Source organism: Streptomyces sp. NPDC126497 (assembly GCF_040302425.1).
Classification (GTDB): domain Bacteria; phylum Actinomycetota; class Actinomycetes; order Streptomycetales; family Streptomycetaceae; genus Streptomyces.
This window is the reverse complement of record NZ_JBEORT010000068.1, coordinates 17,163-37,280: the sequence shown is the minus strand read 5'-3', so window position 1 is coordinate 37,280 and position 20,118 is coordinate 17,163. Positions and strand designations below refer to the sequence as shown.

Sequence of the window (20,118 nt, the reverse complement as noted above, 5' to 3'; positions counted from 1 at the left end):
GGGCCGCCCGCCACCACCGGCGGGCGGCCCCGGTGCGCGCGGGTTCAGTCCGTGCCTCCCGGGCGTTCGCCCTTCGGGCCGCGGCCGCGTTCCGTGCGCGGGCCGCGGCTGCGCAGGCCTTCGCCCTCCCGCAGTTCCTCGTTGGCGGCCGCGTTGGCGTCCTGGTCGGAGATTCCGGAGTCCTCGGCGTCCTTGCGGAGCCGGGCCCGGCGGGTGTCGTACTTCTTGCTTCCGGGTTCGGGCACGACGATCACCTCCGTCCCGCCGGGTCCCCGCCGCCCGTGAGGGGCAAACGCTCAGCCGCCGGACCACCGGCACAGCAGCCGGAACGCCGCGAAGAGGGTGGGCGGCCACACCGCGGCGAACGCCCAGATCGCCCACGGGGCCGAGGTGACGATGCCGGTCACCATCAGCGCGACGGACACCGCGAGCAGGACGGCCACGGTCCGGCCGTGCGGACGGTAGGACGCGACGCGCACCAGCAGGCGCGTCAGGTCCGGTCCCCTGCGGACCGTGAACGTGCGCAGCCGCCGGTCCAGCCGGCGGTCGCGGCTGAGCGCCCGCTCGATCCCGTCCAGGATGTGCTGTTCGTGCTCGGGGAGCCGACCGACGGACACCGCCTCTCCTCCCATGACCGCGAAGGCGTGGACTTCCGTGTGCCCGCCGCGCGTTCCGCCTAACCGGCGCCGGCGCGCGGCGCCAGCGCCTCCACCAGCCGGTCGGCCCCGTCCGGCACCCGTCCCTCGCGGAACGCGTCGCGGATCTGCCGGGCGGCCACCCGGCCCGAGGTCAGACACCAGTCCCACCACCGTTCCAGCCCGCGCGCGTCCAGCCGCTCGGCGGCCAGCAGCGCGGGCCAGCCGCAGGCGCGGGCCTGGGCGGTCACCTTGGCGCCGCCCGCCACCGGGTCCACCGCCAGCACCGGCGTGCCGGCCCGCAGCGCCAGCACCAGCCCGTGCAGCCGGTCGGTGACGACGAGGTCGAGCCGGGCCAGGACCGACTGCACCTGCGCCGGTGTCGCGCTCAGGCGCCAGTCACGGGTGTCCAGCCGGGTCTCCAGCTCCAGCCGGGCGCAGTCCTTCCCGGCCAGCCAGCGCGTCACCCGCTCCGCGACCCGCCCGTGCCGCCGCCGCTCCCCGTACTCCTGCTGCCCGTGGGTGAGGATCACCCCGACCACCGGGCGCGCGGGCACCGCCGGGGCCCGGGCCGCCAGGTCCTCGGAGGGCTCGCCGCCGGGGGCGTCCCGCGCCAGCACGCGGTGGAAGCCGGTCACGGCCGCGTCGTCCGGGTCGATCACCGAGGTCCCCACGGCGATCCGCACGCAGTGCGCGAAGCGCCGGTGCAGCTCCTCGAGCTGCGGCCCGTGCAGCGGCCCGCACACGAACACCAGATGCGAGTAGTCGCCGGGCCGCACGTCGTCGAAGTGCGGCGCCTTCGGCCGGAAGCCGGGGCTCCACACGACGTCGTACGCCATCCCGGCGCCCCGCAGCACCTCCTCCACCCGGCGCAGCGCCAGCACGTCCCCGGCGGTCGCCTCCCCCTCGCGGAAGCTGAACCACCCGGTCAGCAGGATCCTGCGCGGCCCCGGCCGCTCCCGTCCCTCCACAGTGCGCCCCGAGTGCCCCGCTCCGGCGGGACGCAACCGGCACCGCGCACCGGCGGCCATCGAGGACAGGACCTGTCCTCGATGGCCGCTAGCGTACGGGCATGACGACGACGAAGCGGGTGCTCGGCACACGGGCGCTGAACCGGGCCACCCTCGCACGGCAGTTGCTGCTGGAGCGCTCGCCGATGTCCGCCGAGGAGGCGGTCGGGCACCTGGTCGGGCTCCAGGCGCAGAACGTCAAGCCGCCCTACTACGCGCTCGCCGCCCGCCTCGACGGCTTCACCCCCGAGGCGCTGTCCCGGCCGATGGCCGACCGGGCGGTCGCCCGCCTCGTCACCCTGCGCTCGACCATCCACACCCACACCGCCCGCGACTGCCTCACCCTGCGGCCGCTGGTGCAGCCCGCCCGCGACCGCGAGCTGACCCAGTTCCGCACCGGACTGGCGGGCGTCGACCTGGACCGGCTCGCCGCCCTCGCCCGGGAACTCGTCGAGGCCGAACCGCGCACCATGAAACAGCTGCGCGAGGCCCTGCTGAAGGAGTGGCCCGACGCCGACCCGCAGTCCCTCTCCGTCGCCGCCCGCTGCCGGCTCCCCCTGGTGCAGATCACCCCGCGCGGACTGTGGGGCCGCAGCGGCCAGGTCACGCTCACCACCGCCGAGCACTGGCTGGGCAGGCCCGCCGAGCCGGCGCCGGCCCCCGACGACACCGTGCTGCGTTACCTCGCCGCCTTCGGACCGGCCTCCGTCAAGGACATGCAGACCTGGGCCGGACTGACCCGGCTGCGCGCGGCCTTCGAACGCCTCCGCCCCCGGCTCCTCACCTTCCACGACGAGGCCGGCGTCGAGCTCTTCGACCTCCCGGACGCGCCCCGCCCCGACCCGGACACCCCGGCCCCGCCGCGGTTCCTGCCCGAGTTCGACAACCTGCTCCTCTCCCACGCCGACCGCACCCGCGTCGTACCGCCCGAGCACCGGGGCCGCCACTGGCGGGGCAACATCGCCTACCGCACGCTCCTCGTCGACGGCTTCCTCGCGGGGCTGTGGCGGCTGGACGAGGACGCCCTCGTCGTCGAGCCGTTCGGCCGGCTCGACGGGCGACAGCGGGCGGAGGTCGTCGCCGAGGGGGAGCGGATGCTCCGGGTGATGCACCCGGGGACCGCGCACGACATCCGCTTCGGGACCGTGCGGGAGTGAGCCCGGGCGTGGAGAGGGGGCGTTGCGGGCTGCTCGTGGAAGCTCGCAACGCCCCCTGGACTGCTACCCGAGGGGTACTCGGGAATCCACGGGGGTGTGCGTCACCCGCCGGCCTTCGCGGTCGTCGGGCCGCCGACGGCCGGCCGCGGGGCGGCGCCGGCGGAGGAGATCGGTGCCGCGGCGGCCGGGACGGTGACGGTGGCCTGCGGGGCGCGGGTGAGCCCGGACATGGGTCTCCTCACGGGTGGCCGGTGGGGGGAATCGCGCGAGGCGGGGGCCGGGCACGAGGCCTCGGAACCGGCCCCGTGTGCCCGGCGAGCGGCACGCCGTTACGGTACGGCCCGAAGCGCGCTCGTCCCCATGAGGGAACCCCCTAAGGAGCGGGGGCAGGGAAAACCCTCGATCGCCCCTGCGGCGCCCCCTGGGCTACGGCGTGCGGCGGCCCGCCGCCAGACGGACGATGTCGACCCGGGAGCGGATGCCCAGCTTGCGGTAGACCCGGGTGAGGGTGGCCTCGACGGTCTTGACGCTGATGAACAGCCGGCCGGCGATCTCCCGGTTGGTGGCCCCCTCCATCACCAGCGCGGCGACCTGCCGTTCCATCGCGGCCAGCCCGTCCAGGGCGCCCGGCGCGGCGGAGGGCGCGGTCTGCGTCTCCGCGGGACCGGCGGCCACGGCCCGCTCCACCTGGCGCAGCCACGGCAGCGCGCGGCAGCGCCGGAACAGCCGGGCGGCCTCGTCGTACGCCCCCGGCGTCCGCCCGCGCAGCCGGGCCAGCGCGAAGGCGGCCCGCGCCTCCTCCAGGCCGTACCCCAGCGTGCCGAGCCGCTCCTGCGCCGACGCCAGCTGCGTCTGCGCCCCCTGGCGTTCCCCGCGTGCCGCGCGCACCAGCGCCTCGGCGCGGTCGAGCACCGCCAGGACGCTCGCACGGTTCAGGCGCAGCGCGTGCACGCGGGTGACGTCGATGAGCTCCTGCGCCTCCCCGGGCTCCCCGATCCGCACCAGTGCCTCGGCGAGGTCGCCCTGCCAGCGGCCCCGCGCCGGGTCGTTGACGCCCATGCCCTGCTCCAGCTCCCGCACCCGGCGCAGCGAACGGGCCGCGGCCTGCGCGTCGCCCGCCACCAACTGGGCGTAGCCCAGGGCGGCCAGGGCGAGGGAGAGGTACAGCTGGTCGCCGTCCACCTCGGCGTGGTCCGCCGCCTCGCGGGCCAGCGCCAGCGCACGCTCCACGTCGCCGCCCGACGCCTCCGCGAGCGAGGCGAGCATGGCGGAGGCGCTCTCGCCGATCCCGGAGTCGCGGGCCAGCCGCAGGCTCTCGCGGGCCAGGTCCAGGGCCCGGCCGCAGTGCCCGAAGCGCAGTTCGGTGTCGGCGAGCAGCCGCGAGAAGTGCACCTCGCTCTCCACCATGCCGCGCCGCCGCGCCTCCCCCAGCAGCGCCGTGATGGCCGTACGGGCCTGGGGCAGCTGGTCGCTCATCAGCAGCCAGCGGAACCTCGCCATGGCGGCCCCGTTGTGGTGGCAGGCCACGTCGGGGTCCTGGGGCTCCTGGAGCGCCCGCTGGATGGTCACGGGGGCGTCCGGGTGGCCCATCAGGGTCTCGGTGGACGACTGGAAGGCGAGCGCCATCAGCTCGGTGCGCCGGTCCCCGCCCCGCGCGGCCAGCTCCGCCGCGTGCGCGGCCTCCTGGCGCGACTTGGCGAAGTCGCCGTCCACCACCACCTCCCGCCAGGCCAGCTGGTAGTGGACCAGCGCCAGCAGCCGGGGGTCGTCGCCGGCGTCGGCCAGCACCTGCGGGAACACGGCGTCGACCTCGCCGAGCGCCTGCCCGGCCGCCTCGATGACCACCATCCACGCCCGCACCCGCTCCGCCGGCACCGTCGCCCGGGTCAGCACCTCGCGCGCTATGTCCCGGGCCAGGTCCACCTCGCCCGCCGTGATCGCGTCCTCGGCGGCCTGCAGCCGCCGCTCGTCCGGGCCCGGCTCGCCGTCGGCCGGGGTGTGCCGGGCGGCGAGCAGCCCGAGCGAGGCGGCGACCGAGGGCGCCCCCCGGTCCCGGGCCAGCGCGGCGGCCTCGGCGAGCCGGGCCGCCACCTCCGGATCGGGGCCGGTGGCGGCCAGTGCCAGGTGCCGGGCCCGCTCGATGGGGTCGGAGGCCGCCGTGGACAGCGCCGTGTGCACCGCCCGCCGCTCCCGCGCCGGGGCCTCCGCGTACAGGGCGGCCGAGATCAACGGGTGCGCGAACCGCAGCGCCGGTTCCTCCGGGTCCGTCGCCAGCAGCCCCAGCGCGGTGGCCTGCGCGGTCTCCGCCTCGGCGTTGTCCCGGCCGGCCGCGTGCAGCAGCGCCAGGGTGGGGCGGGCGCCCGCGCTGGCCACCAGCAGGGTGCGGCGCGCCTCGTCCGACAGCATCTCCAGCCGGCTGAGGACGAGCGCCCGCAGCGAGGTCGGCACCGGCAGCGGCTCGCCCGGCCGGGGCCGGGCGGGGCTCTCGGCGAGGGCGCGGCCCAGTTCGAGGGCGAACAGCGGGTTGCCGCCGCTGGTGCGGTGGATGTCACGGGTCGTGGAACGGGACAGCCCGGTGTAGCCGCGGTGGTCGAGCAGCGCGGACACCTGGGTCCGGGAGAACGGGCCCAGCCGCACCGCGAGCGTGTCCGGCGGGCAGGCGCGCAGATGACGGTCGTACTCCTCGCCGTCCGTGCGCACCGCGCACAGCAGCCGCACCGGGGTGTCGCCGAGCCGCCGGGCGGCGAAGCCGAGGAGTTCGGCACTGGCCGAGTCCAGCCACTGGAGGTCGTCGGCGACCACGAGGACCGGCCCCTCGGCGGCCAGCGCCCGCAGCGTGGAGAGCACCGCGAGGCGCAGCGCGAGGCCGTCCCGCTGGAGGGTGGACTCGCCGCGTCCGGTGAGCGCCGACTCCAGGGCGGAGCGCTGGGCGGCCGGCAGCCGGGCGGAGACCCGGTCGAGGACCAGACCGAACAGATCGGCCAGCGCCAGGAACGGAAGATGGGATTCGGACTCCGTGGCCGAGCAGCGCAACACCGTCCCCGCGGCCCCGGCGTTTTCCGCCGCGAGTGCCCGCAGCACGGTCGACTTTCCTATTCCGGCGGGGCCGTGGAGCAGCACGCTGCCCCCACGGGCGAGCTGCTCCCGCGCCTCGGAGTACAGCTCGTCCCGTCCTATGACCAGGTCGGGGCGGCACCTGGCAGGCTCCTTGAAGTCCCGTCGCACGGTCACCGCTCCCCTCCGTGTGGCGTGTCCTGGCCAATATTAGGCACCAGGCCCCTCAATTCCGGGCGGACCGTGCAGTGAGGCAAATTACAGCGGACCGGACGACGGTAAATCCGAAGTCGTAGCGCTGGTAATACCCGTCCCGGGAAAACATCGCAAATCCGCCGGGCGGCCGCCCCGCCCGGCGGGCCGCGGCCACGGCCCGCCGGGCGGACACGGGTCCAGGGCCCACTCCTGCTCCACTGACCGGAAACGGTGGTGGGACCCGCGTCACGGACTGCACGATGGCGGGGAGCCGCCCGGCAACGGTCCGGCACGAGGAGGAGACATGACGACGGCGACGGAGGAGTTCCGCAGGGCCCGGGACTTCCTGCTGGAACACCGCGAGGACTACGCCACCGCCCACCGGGGCTTCGCCTGGCCCCGCCCCGAGCGGTTCAACTGGGCCCTCGACTGGTTCGACGTGATCGCGGACGGCAACGACCGCACCGCCCTGCACCTCGTCGAGGAGGACGGTGAGGAGACCCGGCTGTCCTTCGCGGCCCTCGCCCGCCGCTCCGACCAGGTGGCCAACTGGCTCCGGCAGCGGGGCGTGGCCGCCGGGGACCGGGTGCTGGTGATGCTCGGCATCCAGGCCGAGCTGTGGGAGACCGCCCTGGCCGCGATGAAGCTGCGCGCCGTGGTCATCCCGGCCACCCCGCTGCTCGGCCCCGCCGACCTGCGCGACCGCGTCGAGCGGGGCCGCGTCCGCCAGGTGATCGCCCGCGCCGCGGACACCGCGAAGTTCGACCGGGTGCCCGGCGACTACACCCGGATCGCGGTGGGGGAGGGGGCGGGCGGGAGCTGGCAGCCGTACGCGGACACCCACGGCGCCGCCGAGCACTTCGCGCCCGACGGGCCCACCCTCTGCGACGACCCGCTGATGCTGTACTTCACCTCCGGTACCACCGCCCGCCCCAAGCTGGTCGAGCACACCCACACCTCGTACCCGATCGGCCATCTGGCGACCATGTACTGGATCGGCCTGCTCCCCGGCGACGTGCACCTCAACATCTCCTCGCCCGGCTGGGCCAAGCACGCCTGGTCCAACCTGTTCGCCCCGTGGAACGCCGAGGCGACCGTCTTCCTGCACCACTACACCCGCTTCGACGCGTCCCGCCTGATGGCCGAGATGGACAAGGCCGGCGTCACCACCTTCTGCGCCCCGCCCACCGTGTGGCGCATGCTCGTCCAGGCCGACCTGGCGCAGCTGCGCACCCCGCCCCGCGAGGCCGTCGCCGCCGGCGAACCCCTCAACCCCGAGGTCGTCGAGCAGGTCCGGCGCGCCTGGGGCGTCACCGTCCGGGACGGCTTCGGCCAGACCGAGACCGCCGTGCAGGTCTCCAACAGCCCCGGCCAGGTCCTCAGGACCGGCTCCATGGGCCGGCCCAGCCCCGGCTACCGCGTCGAACTCCTCGACCCGGTCTCCGGGGCCCCCGGCGCCGCCGAGGGCGAGATCGCGCTCGACCTCTCCGACCGCCCGGTGGGCCTGATGACCGGCTACCACGGCGACCCCGACCGCACGGCCGAGGCGATGGCCGGCGGCTACTACCGGACGGGCGACATCGGCTCCCGCGACGAGGACGGGTACATCACCTACGTGGGGCGCGCGGACGACGTCTTCAAGGCGAGCGACTACAAGATCAGCCCCTTCGAGCTGGAGAGCGCCCTGCTGGAGCACGAGGCGGTCGCCGAGGCGGCCGTGGTGCCCGCCCCGGACGAGCTGCGGCTGGCCGTCCCCAAGGCGTACGTCGTGCTCGCGGAGGGCTGGCAGCCCGGCCCGGACACCGCGAAGGCGCTCTTCGAGCACTCCCGTGAGGCGCTCGCCCCGTACAAGCGGATCCGCCGCCTGGAGTTCGGCGAGCTGCCCAAGACCGTCTCCGGCAAGATCCGCCGCATCGAGCTGCGCGAGGCCACGGCCGCCGGCTCCACCGACGAGTACCGCGAGGAGGACTTCCGGTGAGGGACGGGGCGTTCCACGGCACGTCGGCGCACGCGGCCGGCGGCGTGGGCGGGCGGAGCGCGGCCCGCGCCCCGGCGCCGGTCAGCCCGCGCCCCCGCACCCGCCGCCCCCGCCCCCGCAGCTGAGGGGAGCGCCGCCACCGCCGTAGGTGCCGCGGCCGGAGGAGTGGCGGAAGCCCTTGTCCCTGATCCCGACCCGTTCGGTCAGCCCCGCCCGGAGGGCGAAGCGCGGTACGAGGACGCGCAGGGCGGGCTTGCCGTGCAGGGCGACGGCGAGCAGCTTCCGGTCGTCGGACAGGGCGTGCCTGCTCGACGGCACCGGGAACGCCTTCCGCAGGACGGCCACCCGCCTGCGGGCGGCCCTGGTCGGCCGGAGCGGCACGGCGCGCATCATCCCCGCGTCCGCCAGCCCGACCCGGACCTCGGCCAGCGCCCAGCGGACGTCCGGGTGCCGGAGCAGCTCCCGTATTTCGGAGGGCTCCTCCAGACAGTGGTGGACCGCGCTCTCCAGGTACAGCGCGCGCACCTCGCTCGTGAGGGCGTCCACCCGCCCCACGGCGACCTCGGCCGCCACGTCCAGCGAGACCCCCGGCGGCGGCAGCGGCGGCAGGGCCCGCCCCGCCTCCCCGTCGACCGCCCGGATCGTGCCCGGCGCGCCCGCCTCGACGGCGCCCCGCAGGTGCAGGGCGACGACGGCCACCGTGACCGCGGCGCGCGGCCCCCCGGCCAGCAGGGCGATCTCGTGCGGCGTCCCGTGGACGCGCCCGGTGTCGGTCATGACGGGACACCTCCTCGACAGGGGCCCGCCGCCCCCGTGCCGGCGGGCCCCGTGTGCCAGGAGTGTGCCCGCACCAGGCGGTGGCCGAAGCCTTCCGGGGCCGTCTTCGGAGGTTCATTTGAGGGTTGCGTAGCCGGGCTACGGCCGATGCCGTAGCGGCGCTCAGGCCGTCTCGTGGTGCTCGGACAGTCCCGGCCAGTCGTCGGGGCCGCCGCCCTGCCACTCGATCAGGTCCGTCCCCTCGACGTCGGTGACGTACAGGTCGGCCAGCCGCAGGATCTCGCCCACGTCGTCGACGTGCGTGGCGATGCCCAGCGTGTCGTCGCCGGAGGTGACCCGCCGCGAACCGTCCAGGGCCGGCGAGTGCACCACGATGTGCGGATGCTCCGTGGGGTGTGCCATGCCCCCAGGCTGCTGCGCACCGGACGGATCCGCACCCCGGACGCGGGCGGGACCGTCCGCGTCCGGGCGCCGCAGGGGGGCGGGGACCCCGGGGCGTACGGGGGCCGTACGGGGCGCCGCGGGCCGTGCGTGAGCCGCCGGGCCCCGCCCGGCTCCGCGGCGGTTCCGGGGACCGCGCCGCCCGCCCGTACCCCACCGCCGACGACCTGTACGCCACCGGTGACGCCGCCACGGCCGGCCGACCCGGTGGCCGCGCTGGTCCTCGGCGCGGCGGCCCCGGTCACCGCGTCCTTCGTCGACGGCCGTCAGATCGTGGGGAACGGCCATCTGCTCACCGCCGACGAGGACGAGATCGCCCGCTCCACCCGTACGGAGGCCCGGCGGCTGGCCCGGATCGCCGCACGGGGCTGAGCACCCCGGCGCGGCCGGCGGGCCGGGTGAGCGCGGGTTGACCCTCCCCTTACGTCAGGCTCGAGACTTCGGGCCGAGGAAAGGGGCGGGCGGGTGAGCTATTCCGTGGGGCAGGTCGCGGCCTTCGCCGGGGTGACGGTGCGGACGCTGCATCACTACGACAAGGCGGGGCTGCTCTCGCCCGGTGACCGCAGTCCCGCCGGCTACCGGCTCTACGGCGAGGCCGACCTGGTGCGTCTGCAGCAGATCCTCTTCTACCGGGAGCTGGGCTTCTCCCTCGACGAGATCGCCGAGATCTTCGCGGACCCGCAGGCGAACGCCCTGGAGCACCTGCGGGCCCGGCAGCGGAAGTTGGAGGAGGAGATCGCCCGGCTGCAGCGGCTGGCCGAGGTGGCGCAGCGGGCGATCGAGGTCCAGCGGACCGGGGTGCCGTTGACCCCGCAGGAGCGCTTCGAGGTCTTCGGCGAGATCACCTTCGACCTGAGCTACGCCACCGAGGCGGAGCTGAAGTGGGCGCACTCGGCGGGGCGGCGTGAGGCGATGGAGCGCGCGGACGCCCACACCAAGGAGGACTGGCGTCGGCTCATGGGTGAGGCCGCCGCCTGGCGCGCGGAGCTGCTCACGGCCTTCGACCAGGGGGAGCGGAGCGACGGCGAGCGGGCCATGGACCTCGCCGAGGAGCACCGCCTGCACATCTCACGCTGGTTCACCTCCTGCCCGTTCGACATGCATCGGCGCATCGCGGACGACTTCGCCGCCGACCCGCGCGCCTTCGCCCTGGTCGTACCGCCCTCGCAGCAGCGCCCGGGTCTGGCCGCCTACCTGCGCAGGGCGGTCCACGCCAACGCCGCCCGCCGCACGGGCGGCCGTACCGACCCCGAGGAGAACCGATGAGGATCCTGATCGCCGCGGCCGGATCGCGCGGCGACGTCGCGCCCTACACGGGCCTGGGAGCCGCACTGCGCCACGCCGGACACGACGTCACCCTGGCCGCCACGGACGCCTTCGCCCCCCTGGCACACGGTGCCGGACTGGCCTTCCGCTCCCTGACCGCCGATCCAGGCGGGCGCGGCGCCGTCACCGACAGGCGCGAACTGATGCGCAGCGCCGCCGCGTTCATCGCCGAACTGGGCCAGGGCTTCGCCGACGCGATGACCGAGGGCACGGATCTGCTCCTGCTGTCGACCACCACGGCCCCGCTCGGCTGGCACCTGGCCGAGGCCACGGGCACACCGAGCCTGGGGGTGTACCTCCAGCCCACCGCACCCACCGGCGACTTCCCGCCCGTCGTCACCGGCTCACGCTCGCTGGGCCGCCCGGCCAACCGGCTGGCCGCACGCTTCGCGCTGCGCATGACCGACCGCCTCTACGCACAGGCGGTCGCGCGCCTGCGCCACCGGCTCCGACTGCCTCCCCTCCCCGCCGCCCGGATGCGCCGGCGACAGGAGCGGGCGGACTGGCCCGTCCTGCACGGCTTCAGCACCGCCCTGGTGCCCCGCCCCTCCGACTGGCGCCCCGGCCTGCGGGTCGTGGGCAACTGGTGGCCCCACCACGAGGCGACCGAACGGCTCCCCGCGCCGGTGGAGGACTTCCTGGACGCCGGCCCCCGGCCCGTCCTCATCGGCTTCGGCAGCATGGCGGGCGGCCACGGAGAACGGCTGAGCGACCTCGCGGCGCGCGCCCTGCGCCGTGCCGGACTGCGCGGCATCCTCCAGACGGGAAGCGCCGGGCTCACCGCCGACGGCGACGACCTCCTCACCGTCGGGGACGTACCGCACGCCCTGCTGTTCCCGCGCCTGGCCGCGGTGGTCCACCACGCCGGAGCCGGCACCGCCGCGGCCGCGTTGCGCGCCGGGGTGCCGGCGGTCCCGGTGCCGGTCACCGCCGACCAGCCGTTCTGGGCGAAGCGACTCGCCGCCCTCGGCGCCGCGACCGAGCCGATCCCCTTCGGGTCCCTCACCGCGGAACGGCTCGCCGACGCCCTCGGCCGTGTGGTGGGGCGGCAGACGTACGCGCGGGCCGCCGCGACGGCGGCCCGGCACCTGGCGACCGAGGACGGAGCGGGCGACGTCCTCAAGACCGTCGAGCAGCTGACCGGGAGGTGACGCCGACGCCTTCCCGTCCCACCTTGGCCTGGCGGCCGGTCGCACGCTACGCCGACCGGGTCGCCGCGACCTCCTCCCGCAGCCGGGGCAGCATCGTGTGGTACACGCCCGGGCACAGCGTCCCGCCGTACTCCTTGTGGCCGTGGAGCTGCGCGGAGGGGATGCCGTACTGCGCGCACACGTACGCGCACAGCGTCACCAGGACGTCCCACTGGGCGTCCGGCGGCACCGCGCCCGCGTGGTACGCGCCCTCGCAGGCGATGCCGACGGCCTGCTCGTTCTGCCCGGAGGTGTGGGAGCCGAGCACGAAGTCCCGGCCTCCGGTGAGCGCCCGGAGGCTGCCGTGCCGGCCCTCGGTGATCCAGCCGCCCCGGCTGACCAGGAAGTGGTAGCCGGTGTCGACCCAGTTGTTCTTGTCCAGGTGCAGGTCCTGCACCCAGTGGGCGTGGGCGTGCGCCCGGGCGCGGGAGAAGTCGGAGCTGTTGGCGCTCACCGTGTGGTGGACGACGATCCGGCTCGGCCGGTACCGCAGGAGGCCGATGGCCCCCCGTGGGGAACGGGCGCCCCAGGCCGCGGTGGAGTCGACGTCCAGCTTCATGGTGTCGGCGTCGCGTGCGTGCGCGGTGCCCGGCAGGGCGGTGACGGCGGTCAGAGAAGCCGCGCCGGAGAGCAGGAGACGGCGCCGGAGGGCGTTCTCGGGACGCACGATCACTCCTCGGGGACGGAGGCGGGGTGGGGAGGTGGAGGAGCCGGCGGACGGGCGCCGGCTCCACCGTGTGATCGCGCGTCAGGTGTTGTTGGCGAGTGCCAGCAGCCGGTCGCGGGAGCCGTTGAACTTGTCGCGGTCCACGTCGCCGGAGACGCCGGAGACCGAGCCGGTGCTGGTGTACTGCCACGCCGTCCAGGTGGGGAAGCCGCTGGGGATGGTCGGGGAGGAGGCGGAGGTCCAGTGCGCCACCCACAGCGGGCTCCTGGACGCCATGCCGGTCCAGTTGCCGGTGCAGGTGTTCCACCAGCTCGCCGTCGTGTAGATGACGACGTCCCGGCTCGTGCGCGCCTTGTACGTGGTGTGGAAGTCGCTGATCCAGGTGCGCATCTGCGTGGTGGACAGGCCGTAGCACATCGCCCCGTACGGGTTGTGCTCGATGTCCAGGACGCCGGGCAGCGTCAGGTTGTCCCGTGACCAGCCGCCGCCGTTGGCGGCGAAGTAGGCCGCCTGGGTGGCCCCGGTGGAGGCGTTGGGGAGCGCGAAGTGGTACGCGCCGCGGATCACGCCCGCGGCGTGCGCGGCGGGGTAGTTGGTGTTGAAGCGGGGATCCTTGTACGTGGTGCCCTCGGTCGCCTTCATCCAGGCGAACTGGATGCCGGCGTTGCGCACCGAGGTCCAGTTGATGCCGCCCTGCCAGTTCGAGACGTCGATGCCCTGCACGCCGTCGGTGGGGGCGAGCAGGTCCCGCGGCGGCTCCTCGGCGGGGACGCCCTCGTGGATGCGGGTGCCGACGCCCATGTAGGCCTGGCCGGGCTTCACGTTGAGGGGGTGCGGGTCGGGCTGCGGTGCCGCGTTCGCGACGCCGGGGGTGGTGGCCGTGAGCGCCAGGGCGGCGCCGAGGACACCGAGCGCGGTGGCCGCCCGTCTTCCGGGGCGGGAGACGTGGGGGAGTACCTGCATGGGCTTGCCTCCTGGCACATGTGGGGATGAGAAGGAGGTGACGTCGGCCGCTGCCACCTGGGCGGTTCCGTATTTCTTGACGTGCACGCGTCATTAATGACACACGTGGGCTCACGGCCTGTAAAGAGTTTCCCGTTCTCTCCGGTGGTCTGATCCACTGTAGGAGCGGATGGCCAGGAAACGCGGGAGCCGAACGGAGGAAACTTTCATCGGATGAAAGGAGAACCGGGCTCCGGTTTCCCGGAGCCCGGCCCGGGACTCAGCCCCTCCGTTCCTGTCGGCGCGCCCCGAGCGTCAGCGCGGTCAGCCCCAGCGCACCCGCGGCGATCACGGCTGCCACGCGGAAGGCCAGCTGGTACCCCTCGGCCGTCGCCGGTACCACCCCGGTGCCCCCGGCGAGCAGCCCGTCCGTCCGGCTCGACGCGAGCACCGACAGCGCGGCGAGACCCAGCGAACCACCCACCACCTGAGTGGTGTTGAACAGCCCGGAGGCGAGCCCCGCGTCCTCCTCCCGCACCCCCGACATGGCGAGCCCGGTCAGTGCGGGCATCGCGGCGGCGAACCCCACGGCGAGCAGCAGGATCGGCGGCAACACATCCGTGACGTACGTGCCGCCCACGGGCGCCCGGCTCAGCAGCGCCATCCCGGCGGTGATCAGCACCAGCCCGGACAACAGCACACGGTGGGCGCCGAACCGGCCCACGACCCGCGCGGACAGACCCAGCATCAGCACGCCGATCGCGACCGGCGCGGGCAGGAAGGCGAGGCCGGTGGCCAGCTCGCCGTATCCCAGGACCCGTTGCAGATACAGCGCGCCGATGAACTGGAAGCCGTACATCGTCGCGATCATCAGCATCTGTACGGCGTTCGCCCCGCTCAGCAGCCGTGAGCGGAACAGCCCGAGTCGCAGCAGCGGACGCGCGGCGCGGGCCTGGCGGAGGGTGAACGCCACGAGGAGCGCCAGGGCGAGCGCGGACAGGAGCAGGGTGCGGGACGGGCTCCGCTGACCGGTGCCGACGATGACGTACACGGTGAGCATCAGCGCGCCGGTGATCAGCGCGGCCCCCGGATGGTCGGCGCCCCGGACGGCCCCCGTACCGGAGTCCGGTCGGTCGGGGGCCATGACACGGACCGCCGCCACCAGCGCGACGACACCGATCGGCAGGTTGATCAGGAAGATCCAGTGCCAGCCCAGCGCCTGCGTCAGCGCCCCGCCGAGGAACGTGCCGAGCGCTCCGCCCGCCGCTCCCACGGCGCTGAACACCGCGATGGCCCTGGCCTGCTCGCGCCCCTCGGGAAACAGCGCCACCACCATCCCCAGCACCACCGCCGACGTCATGGCCCCGCCGACGCCCTGGACGGCACGTGCCGCGATCAACACGGTCCGGTCGTCCGCCACCCCGCACAGCACGGAGGCCGCGGTGAACACGGCGAGCCCGGCCGTGAACATCCGCTTCCGGCCCACCAGATCGCCGAGTCGGCCGACGAGCAGCAGCAGGCCGCCGAACGGGATGAGATAGGCGTTGACGACCCAGGCCAGCCCCGGCGCGCTGAAGCCGAGGTCGCCTTGGATCGCCGGCATGGCGACCGTGACGATGTTGCCGTCCAGAATCGTCATCAGCGTCCCCGCGCACAGCACGGCGAGGGACGCCCAGCGGGAGTACGTTCGTGGCGGTGCCGGCGGTGCGGGTGACTCCGTAGGGGTCGACATGGGGTGCGGCCTCCATTTTCTGCCCGAATCCCAAAGGTGCACGACTTGTAACGGGGTACATCGTGAGTGACCATGGGAGGCGCCGTAAGGAGGCAGTCCGATGTCCCAGAGGAACACCGGTGTTACGCCGCAGGTGGTGAACGCGCACGCGTGCCCGGTGCGGGAGGTTCTTGACAGGGTCGCCGGGAAGTGGAGCGTGCAGATCCTGGTGGCGGCGGCGCACGGCCCCATCCGGTTCACCGAACTGGAGCGCGGCATCGAGGGCATCAGCCGCCGCATGCTGACCCTCACCCTGCGCCACCTGGAGCGCGACGGGCTGGTCAGCCGTACCGTCCATCCGACGGTGCCGCCGAAGGTGGAGTACGCACTCACTCCGGCGGCGGACGAGTTGTACGAGACCCTGCTGCGGCTGACGGACTGGGCCGAGCGCCACCGTCTCTACATCGCCGAGTCGCGGGCGGCCTACGACGCCGGCCGCGAGGCCGACCCGGTCGACGTGTAGCGCGTCCTACAGCCCGAACAGGGCCGGGTCCTTCGCGAGGTCCCGGAAGACGTCCTGGGGGTTCGGCACGAGCTTGCGCCGCTTGAGGTCCAGCAGACCGCCCACCGCCGTGATCTCGGCCGCCACGGTGCCGTCCGCCCTGGTGATCGTCTGTTCGATGGTGAAGACCTTGCCGCCGCCCCAGGTGAAGACGCAGCTCACGTCGGCCTCGTCACCGGCGAGGAGCTCCCGCTTGTAGCGGATGGTGGTCTCCAGGGCGACCGGCCCCACACCCTGGGAGATGAGGCCGGACTGGGTGATCCCGGCCTCCTGGAGCAGCGACCAGCGCGCGTGCTCCGCGTAGTTGAGGTACACGGCCTGGTTGAGGTGGCCCTGCACGTCGGTCTCGTACCCGCGCACGGTCACCCGGACGGAAAACGGCTCGCTCATCGCGTCTGTCCCTCTCACGCCTGATCGGTTGGTCGCCCGAGCCACCGATCCTGGCATGCTCCTCATACGCGGCGCGGGGAGGCCAGCAGATAGCGCGCCCGGGTCCTCGGCTCCGTGTACTCCCCGACCTGCCAGCCGGCCCCCTCCAAAGTGGCCGCGCAGGCCCGCAGCGCCCCGCCGTCCGGCTCGTGCACGGCGACCGCCTCGGGCTGCGGGGTCTCCCGCACCCGGTAACCGCCGTCCCCGGCGTCCGCACCGGCCGGCCGGTGTCCGGCGGCCTCCAGGGCGAGCGCGGCGGCCTGCACCAGGTGCGAGCGCTCCCAGCCGCACGGCCGGTCGGTCGACCCGTCGGCGTTGGTCATCCGGCGCAGCTCCAGCATGCCCTGCCAGGCGCCGCGCACCTCCCGCAGCCGGGCGGGGCCCGACTCCGGAGCGGAGCGCTCACCGCCGACCCGCGCGGCGAAGACCCCGGTCGCGGCCGGCGCCTCCACCTGGGCGGGCTCCGGCTCCGCCCCCGCCTCGCGCGCCCGGTGCCCCGCCGGGGTCAGGAAGTGGTCGTGCGGCGGCCTCGGGTGCCGGAACGCGAGCCCGTGCTTCACCAGCGCGGCGAGCTGCGCCGGCGTACCCCTCAGCCGCCCGGTCCCGGGATCGGCGGCCTCGACGAGGCGGCGCTGTGGGGCGGTGAGCGGTCGGGTCATCGGCGTCCCGAGGCGTACGGGAGGAAGGCGGCCCACTGGTGGGGAGCGAAGGTGAGGCGGGGGCCTTGTATGTGCTTCGAGTCGCGGACGTGGACGACGTCCGGGGCGGAGGCGACTTCGACGCAGGCAGCGCCGTCGGGGTTGCTGTGGCTGCTCTTGCGCCACACCAACTCGGTGCCTTCACCGATCAAGGGCATCAGACTCATGTCTCTCCAAGCAGTTTCTCGATGTACGTCAGCGACTTTCGAGGGGTGAGGGCCTGAGCCCGGATGATCCCATAGCGCAGTTCGAGGACCTGGATCTCCCTGCGGTCCGAGGTCAATCGGCTGACGAGCTGGATGTCGCTGTGCCCCACGGTGGCGCCGTCCTTGAGCCGCAGCAGGTGGAAGGGGCCATCGAGACCACAGTTGTCCTCGGAGTCCAGCGGCAGTACTTGAATCTCGATGTTCCGCATCCGGCCGACCTCCAACAGCCGTTCGAGCTGGCGCCGCAGGACCATTTTGCCTCCGACCGGTCGTCGCAGCGCAGCCTCATCATGCACGAAGCTGAAAGCCGCGCTCATCTGCCGGCTCTCGATGATCTCCTGGCGGGCCAGTCTGGCGATGACGAGTTCGTCCATCTGCTCCGAGGAGAAGGCGGGCCGCCGCGACTCGAACACTGCCCGCGCGTACTCCTCGGTCTGCAGGAGCCCGTTGACGACGGAGTTGTCGTAGGCGCAGATCTCGACGGCCTCCGCCTCCAACTTCGCCAGGTCGCGCACCTTCTTCGGGAACCGGGCCTTCGTCACATCGTTCTTCAGCCCCGAGATCAGTCCGTCCGCCCCGAGCACCCGGTCCGCCGCGTCGAGGAACTCCTCCGCCGGCGCCCTGCGCCCGCGCTCGACGGACGACACCTGCTCCTCGCTGTACCCGATGTGCGTGCCGAGGGCGGCCTGGGTCAGCTCCGCCCGCTCCCGGCACATCTTGATGACCCGCCCGACGGTCCGCAGGACGGCCGCCGACTCCTCGTCCGCCCCGTAGGGTTCCACGCTCATGTCCCCACACCTCCGTGGGTTCAACACGCGGCGGATGCGGGACGTCACGTGTCGCGCCCCGGACAGGCCCGGACACCTTCCGTACGGTGATCCCGCGTACGGACGACCGCTCTGTTCACGGCGGAACCGGGTGGCCACGCTGAGCGGCATGAACGTCGAGACCGCCCCGGTGGACGAGCACACCGGTCCCGCCCGCCACTTCCGCATCCGCCTCTCGGCCACCGCCCGGGGCGCCCGGCTCGCCCGTCATCTGACGGCGGAGCAACTGGCTTCGTGGGGCCGGCCGTACGACTCCGAGGGCAACCGCACGGCGTCCCTGCTCGTGGCCGAGCTCGCCGCGAACGCCGTGCGGCACGGGCGGGTACGGGGCCGCGACTTCGTCCTGCGCCTGACCCTGTACGCGGAGGACGCCACGCTCCGCATCGAGGTCACGGACGCCCGCCCGGACCGTCGCCCTCCCACCCCCGGCACGCTCACCCCGTCCGAACCCGACACGGAGTCCGGCCGCGGCCTCCTCCTCGTCGAGGCCCTGTCGTCCCACTGGGGCACCACTTGTGGAGACCCGTACACCAAGACGGTGTGGTGCGAAGTCCCGCTGGGGTGACGGCTGCCGCGGAGGGGCGGACAGGTCTCCCCTTCCCGCTGACCGGCCCACGTGCCACTACCTCACGATCCGTCACGCCGGCACCGTGGCGCCCCCACCGGCAACGCGGTCGAGGCAGGGCCCGGGCCGGGAGGCGAGGGGCTCCCTCGGCCTCCGGGAGTAGGTCCTGCGCCCCAGGCGTGGGGCGGCGCCGCTGGCTAGGGTCGATCCCCATGGGAACCACGGAGACCGTTCGTCGCGGTACGGCGGAGCGGGTGCGCGACATTCTCGAGCGGCTCGGTACCGAGCGGGACGTATGGCTGTCGACGGCTCACCCTGATCACGGTCCGCACCAGGTGCCGCTGTGGTTCCTGTGGGACGGGCGTGCGATGTGGATGTGCACCGGCGCCACGTCCGTGACGGCGCGGAACGTCCGCACGGAGCCGCGCGTACGTCTGGCGCTGCCGGACTCCTTCGACGTGGTACTCCTCCAGGGCGAGGCGGAGTGCTTCCCGGACCGGGAGGTGCCCGACGACGCGGCGGAGGCGTTCGCCGACAGGTTCGGATGGGATCCGCGCACGGAAGAGGGTCCCTATCTGTACATACGCGTGGTCCCGAGCACCGTGCGCGCCTGGCGCGGCGAGCCGGAACTGCGCGGACGAGTCGTCATGCGTGACGGGACGTGGCTGGAGTGACTCCTCGGGGCGGTGACCTCGCCTCGGCGGCCCGGCCCTGACCTGCCTGGCCCTGCCCCGGACCGGGAGCGCGCGGCACACCGGCAACGCCCCGGTGGCCGCCCCCGTCCGATGCTCCACGGGAGCACCACGAGCCCCGACTCCCTTTCTACGTACGGGAGAACGGCGCCCAGCGGGAGAGGCCGAAGCCGCTGCCCTCGCGGCGGATCTCGAAGGCGCCGTGGCCGGGCAGGTGGGCGGGGAGCACGAGGGCGTTGTGGTCGGCCGCGTAGGCGAACATCCGTGCCCGGCTGGCGCGGGCGCCGTCCTCGTCCTCCTCGAAGCAGCTGTTGAGGTGCGGCTCGTGGATCTGGATCGCGCCGTGCAGCAGGTCACCCGCGAGGATCGCCCGGTCGCCCCCGGACTCGAGGTGGACGACCGAGGAGCCCGGAGTGTGCCCGGGTGCGGGCTCGAGCCGGAGGTTGGCGTCGATGACGTAGGAGTCGTCCCGGGTCGTGACGAGCCCGGCGTCGATCACCGGCTGGACGCTGTCCTCGTGGACGTTCTGGTTGCCGCGGCCGAACGTGGTGCGGTGCAGGTTCTCCGGGTGCCAGTACTCGACGTCGGTCCGCGGCATCAGGTACGTCGCGCTCGGGAAGGTGGGCACCCAGTCGCGTCCGTCGAGGCGGGTGTTCCAGCCGACGTGGTCGTCGTGCAGGTGCGTGTTGACGACGGGGTCGACGTCCTCCGGCCGGACGCCGGCCGCGGCGAGGTTCTCCAGATAGTTCGTGTTCAGGTACGAACAGATCGGTTGCAGGGGGCGGTACTTGCCGTTGCCCGCACCGGTGTCGATCACGATGACCCTGCCCTCGCTGCGCAGCACCCAGGACTGGGTGGCGACGCGCGTCAGGTCGGTGCGGGCGTCCCAGTGGTCCGGGTCCAGCAGGGCGGCGTGCCGCTGCCATTCCTCCGGGCTGCTGCGGGAACCGCACCAGTCCCTCGTCACCCTCACCGCGGAGCCCGGATCACCCTCCGCCGCGGCCCTGACGGCGCTGCGACAGGCGTGCGGCGCCGTCCCGTGACCCCGGCAGGGGC

The 20,118-nt window shown here is 74.2% G+C and carries 22 protein-coding genes and 1 pseudogene; 8 read left to right on the top strand and 15 right to left on the bottom strand.

The genetic code is table 11. The annotated features are described in order from the left end of the window. Nucleotides 1-44 precede the first annotated feature (44 nt). Genes ABTY20_RS24780 through ABTY20_RS24770 form a run of 3 tightly spaced genes read right to left on the bottom strand, consistent with a single transcriptional unit; the run spans nucleotide 45 to nucleotide 1,606 of the window. Nucleotides 45-245, bottom strand: coding sequence for a hypothetical protein (locus tag ABTY20_RS24780; RefSeq protein ID WP_351999248.1), 201 nt, complete (start codon nucleotides 243-245; stop codon nucleotides 45-47). Between the two features lie 51 nt (nucleotides 246-296). Next, nucleotides 297-617, bottom strand: a complete 321-nt coding sequence (locus ABTY20_RS24775) for a hypothetical protein (RefSeq protein WP_351999247.1) — start codon at nucleotides 615-617, stop codon at nucleotides 297-299. A gap of 59 nt (nucleotides 618-676) precedes the next feature. Beyond that, nucleotides 677-1,606 (bottom strand): polysaccharide pyruvyl transferase family protein, encoded by a 930-nt coding sequence (locus ABTY20_RS24770; RefSeq protein WP_351999246.1) that lies wholly within the window; start codon nucleotides 1,604-1,606, stop codon nucleotides 677-679. A gap of 101 nt (nucleotides 1,607-1,707) precedes the next feature. Between ABTY20_RS24770 and ABTY20_RS24765 the strand changes: the two genes are divergently transcribed. Next, on the top strand, nucleotides 1,708-2,802 hold the full coding sequence (locus ABTY20_RS24765; RefSeq protein WP_351999245.1) for a winged helix DNA-binding domain-containing protein: 1,095 nt from the start codon (nucleotides 1,708-1,710) through the stop codon (nucleotides 2,800-2,802). A gap of 101 nt (nucleotides 2,803-2,903) precedes the next feature. On the opposite strand, the gene ABTY20_RS24760 is transcribed toward ABTY20_RS24765, so the two are convergent. Together ABTY20_RS24760 and ABTY20_RS24755 are read right to left on the bottom strand one after the other, a co-directional pair. Then, the gene (locus ABTY20_RS24760; RefSeq protein ID WP_351999244.1) at nucleotides 2,904-3,032 is read right to left on the bottom strand and encodes a hypothetical protein; all 129 of its coding nucleotides are present in this window, start codon (nucleotides 3,030-3,032) and stop codon (nucleotides 2,904-2,906) included. Nucleotides 3,033-3,228: 196 nt separating this feature from the next. Further along, a complete protein-coding gene (locus ABTY20_RS24755) occupies nucleotides 3,229-6,033 on the bottom strand; it encodes an ATP-binding protein (RefSeq protein ID WP_351999243.1) in 2,805 nt (934 codons plus the stop codon). A gap of 322 nt (nucleotides 6,034-6,355) precedes the next feature. Here ABTY20_RS24755 and ABTY20_RS24750 point away from each other — a divergent pair, with 322 nt between their 5' ends. Then, on the top strand, nucleotides 6,356-8,029 hold the full coding sequence (locus ABTY20_RS24750) for an AMP-binding protein (protein ID WP_351999242.1): 1,674 nt from the start codon (nucleotides 6,356-6,358) through the stop codon (nucleotides 8,027-8,029). 81 nt (nucleotides 8,030-8,110) lie between these two features. Here the strand turns inward: ABTY20_RS24750 and ABTY20_RS24745 are convergent, their stop codons facing one another. Further along, on the bottom strand, nucleotides 8,111-8,806 hold the full coding sequence (locus ABTY20_RS24745; protein ID WP_351999241.1) for a TIGR04222 domain-containing membrane protein: 696 nt from the start codon (nucleotides 8,804-8,806) through the stop codon (nucleotides 8,111-8,113). Between the two features lie 162 nt (nucleotides 8,807-8,968). Continuing rightward, nucleotides 8,969-9,208 carry a hypothetical protein gene (locus ABTY20_RS24740; protein WP_351999240.1) on the bottom strand — a complete coding sequence of 80 codons (240 nt, stop codon included), beginning with the start codon at nucleotides 9,206-9,208 and terminating at the stop codon, nucleotides 8,969-8,971. Nucleotides 9,209-9,445: 237 nt separating this feature from the next. On the opposite strand from ABTY20_RS24740, the pseudogene ABTY20_RS24735 reads away from it, so the two are divergent. The 3 genes and pseudogenes from ABTY20_RS24735 to ABTY20_RS24725 form a co-directional block, all read left to right on the top strand. Further along, nucleotides 9,446-9,619 (top strand): annotated as a pseudogene (locus ABTY20_RS24735) (8-oxoguanine deaminase); the annotation flags it as partial. Nucleotides 9,620-9,712: 93 nt separating this feature from the next. Continuing rightward, nucleotides 9,713-10,513 (top strand): MerR family transcriptional regulator, encoded by an 801-nt coding sequence (locus tag ABTY20_RS24730; protein WP_351999239.1) that lies wholly within the window; start codon nucleotides 9,713-9,715, stop codon nucleotides 10,511-10,513. Further along, nucleotides 10,510-11,724 (top strand): glycosyltransferase, encoded by a 1,215-nt coding sequence (locus tag ABTY20_RS24725; RefSeq protein ID WP_351999238.1) that lies wholly within the window; start codon nucleotides 10,510-10,512, stop codon nucleotides 11,722-11,724. Before ABTY20_RS24730 ends, ABTY20_RS24725 begins: the two co-directional genes overlap by 4 nt. A gap of 46 nt (nucleotides 11,725-11,770) precedes the next feature. Here the strand turns inward: ABTY20_RS24725 and ABTY20_RS24720 are convergent, their stop codons facing one another. The 3 genes from ABTY20_RS24720 to ABTY20_RS24710 form a co-directional block, all read right to left on the bottom strand. Continuing rightward, a complete protein-coding gene (locus ABTY20_RS24720) occupies nucleotides 11,771-12,436 on the bottom strand; it encodes a peptidoglycan recognition protein family protein (protein WP_351999237.1) in 666 nt (221 codons plus the stop codon). Nucleotides 12,437-12,511: 75 nt separating this feature from the next. After that, nucleotides 12,512-13,393, bottom strand: coding sequence for a lysozyme (locus tag ABTY20_RS24715; RefSeq protein WP_351999236.1), 882 nt, complete (start codon nucleotides 13,391-13,393; stop codon nucleotides 12,512-12,514). A gap of 259 nt (nucleotides 13,394-13,652) precedes the next feature. Next, nucleotides 13,653-15,104 carry an MFS transporter gene (locus ABTY20_RS24710; protein WP_351999235.1) on the bottom strand — a complete coding sequence of 484 codons (1,452 nt, stop codon included), beginning with the start codon at nucleotides 15,102-15,104 and terminating at the stop codon, nucleotides 13,653-13,655. A gap of 100 nt (nucleotides 15,105-15,204) precedes the next feature. Between ABTY20_RS24710 and ABTY20_RS24705 the strand changes: the two genes are divergently transcribed. After that, nucleotides 15,205-15,606 (top strand): winged helix-turn-helix transcriptional regulator, encoded by a 402-nt coding sequence (locus tag ABTY20_RS24705; RefSeq protein WP_351999234.1) that lies wholly within the window; start codon nucleotides 15,205-15,207, stop codon nucleotides 15,604-15,606. A 6-nt stretch (nucleotides 15,607-15,612) separates the two neighbouring features. On the opposite strand, the gene ABTY20_RS24700 is transcribed toward ABTY20_RS24705, so the two are convergent. From ABTY20_RS24700 to ABTY20_RS24685, 4 genes are all read right to left on the bottom strand, one after another. Then, the gene (locus ABTY20_RS24700) at nucleotides 15,613-16,035 is read right to left on the bottom strand and encodes an acyl-CoA thioesterase (protein WP_351999233.1); all 423 of its coding nucleotides are present in this window, start codon (nucleotides 16,033-16,035) and stop codon (nucleotides 15,613-15,615) included. A gap of 62 nt (nucleotides 16,036-16,097) precedes the next feature. After that, on the bottom strand, nucleotides 16,098-16,733 hold the full coding sequence (locus tag ABTY20_RS24695; RefSeq protein WP_351999232.1) for a hypothetical protein: 636 nt from the start codon (nucleotides 16,731-16,733) through the stop codon (nucleotides 16,098-16,100). Further along, nucleotides 16,730-16,939 carry a DUF397 domain-containing protein gene (locus tag ABTY20_RS24690; protein ID WP_351999231.1) on the bottom strand — a complete coding sequence of 70 codons (210 nt, stop codon included), beginning with the start codon at nucleotides 16,937-16,939 and terminating at the stop codon, nucleotides 16,730-16,732. The genes ABTY20_RS24695 and ABTY20_RS24690 overlap by 4 nt, the downstream gene beginning before the upstream one ends. After that, the gene (locus tag ABTY20_RS24685) at nucleotides 16,936-17,766 is read right to left on the bottom strand and encodes a helix-turn-helix domain-containing protein (protein ID WP_351999230.1); all 831 of its coding nucleotides are present in this window, start codon (nucleotides 17,764-17,766) and stop codon (nucleotides 16,936-16,938) included. Before ABTY20_RS24685 ends, ABTY20_RS24690 begins: the two co-directional genes overlap by 4 nt. Nucleotides 17,767-17,914: 148 nt before the next feature. On the opposite strand from ABTY20_RS24685, the gene ABTY20_RS24680 reads away from it, so the two are divergent. Both ABTY20_RS24680 and ABTY20_RS24675 read left to right on the top strand, forming a co-directional pair. Continuing rightward, on the top strand, nucleotides 17,915-18,370 hold the full coding sequence (locus ABTY20_RS24680; protein ID WP_351999229.1) for an ATP-binding protein: 456 nt from the start codon (nucleotides 17,915-17,917) through the stop codon (nucleotides 18,368-18,370). A gap of 212 nt (nucleotides 18,371-18,582) precedes the next feature. Next, a complete protein-coding gene (locus tag ABTY20_RS24675; RefSeq protein WP_351999228.1) occupies nucleotides 18,583-19,044 on the top strand; it encodes a pyridoxamine 5'-phosphate oxidase family protein in 462 nt (153 codons plus the stop codon). Between the two features lie 148 nt (nucleotides 19,045-19,192). Here ABTY20_RS24675 and ABTY20_RS24670 read toward each other — a convergent pair whose 3' ends face one another. Then, nucleotides 19,193-20,035: an MBL fold metallo-hydrolase gene (locus tag ABTY20_RS24670; RefSeq protein WP_351999227.1), complete on the bottom strand. Its 843-nt coding sequence runs from the start codon at nucleotides 20,033-20,035 to the stop codon at nucleotides 19,193-19,195. Nucleotides 20,036-20,118: the final 83 nt, after the last annotated feature.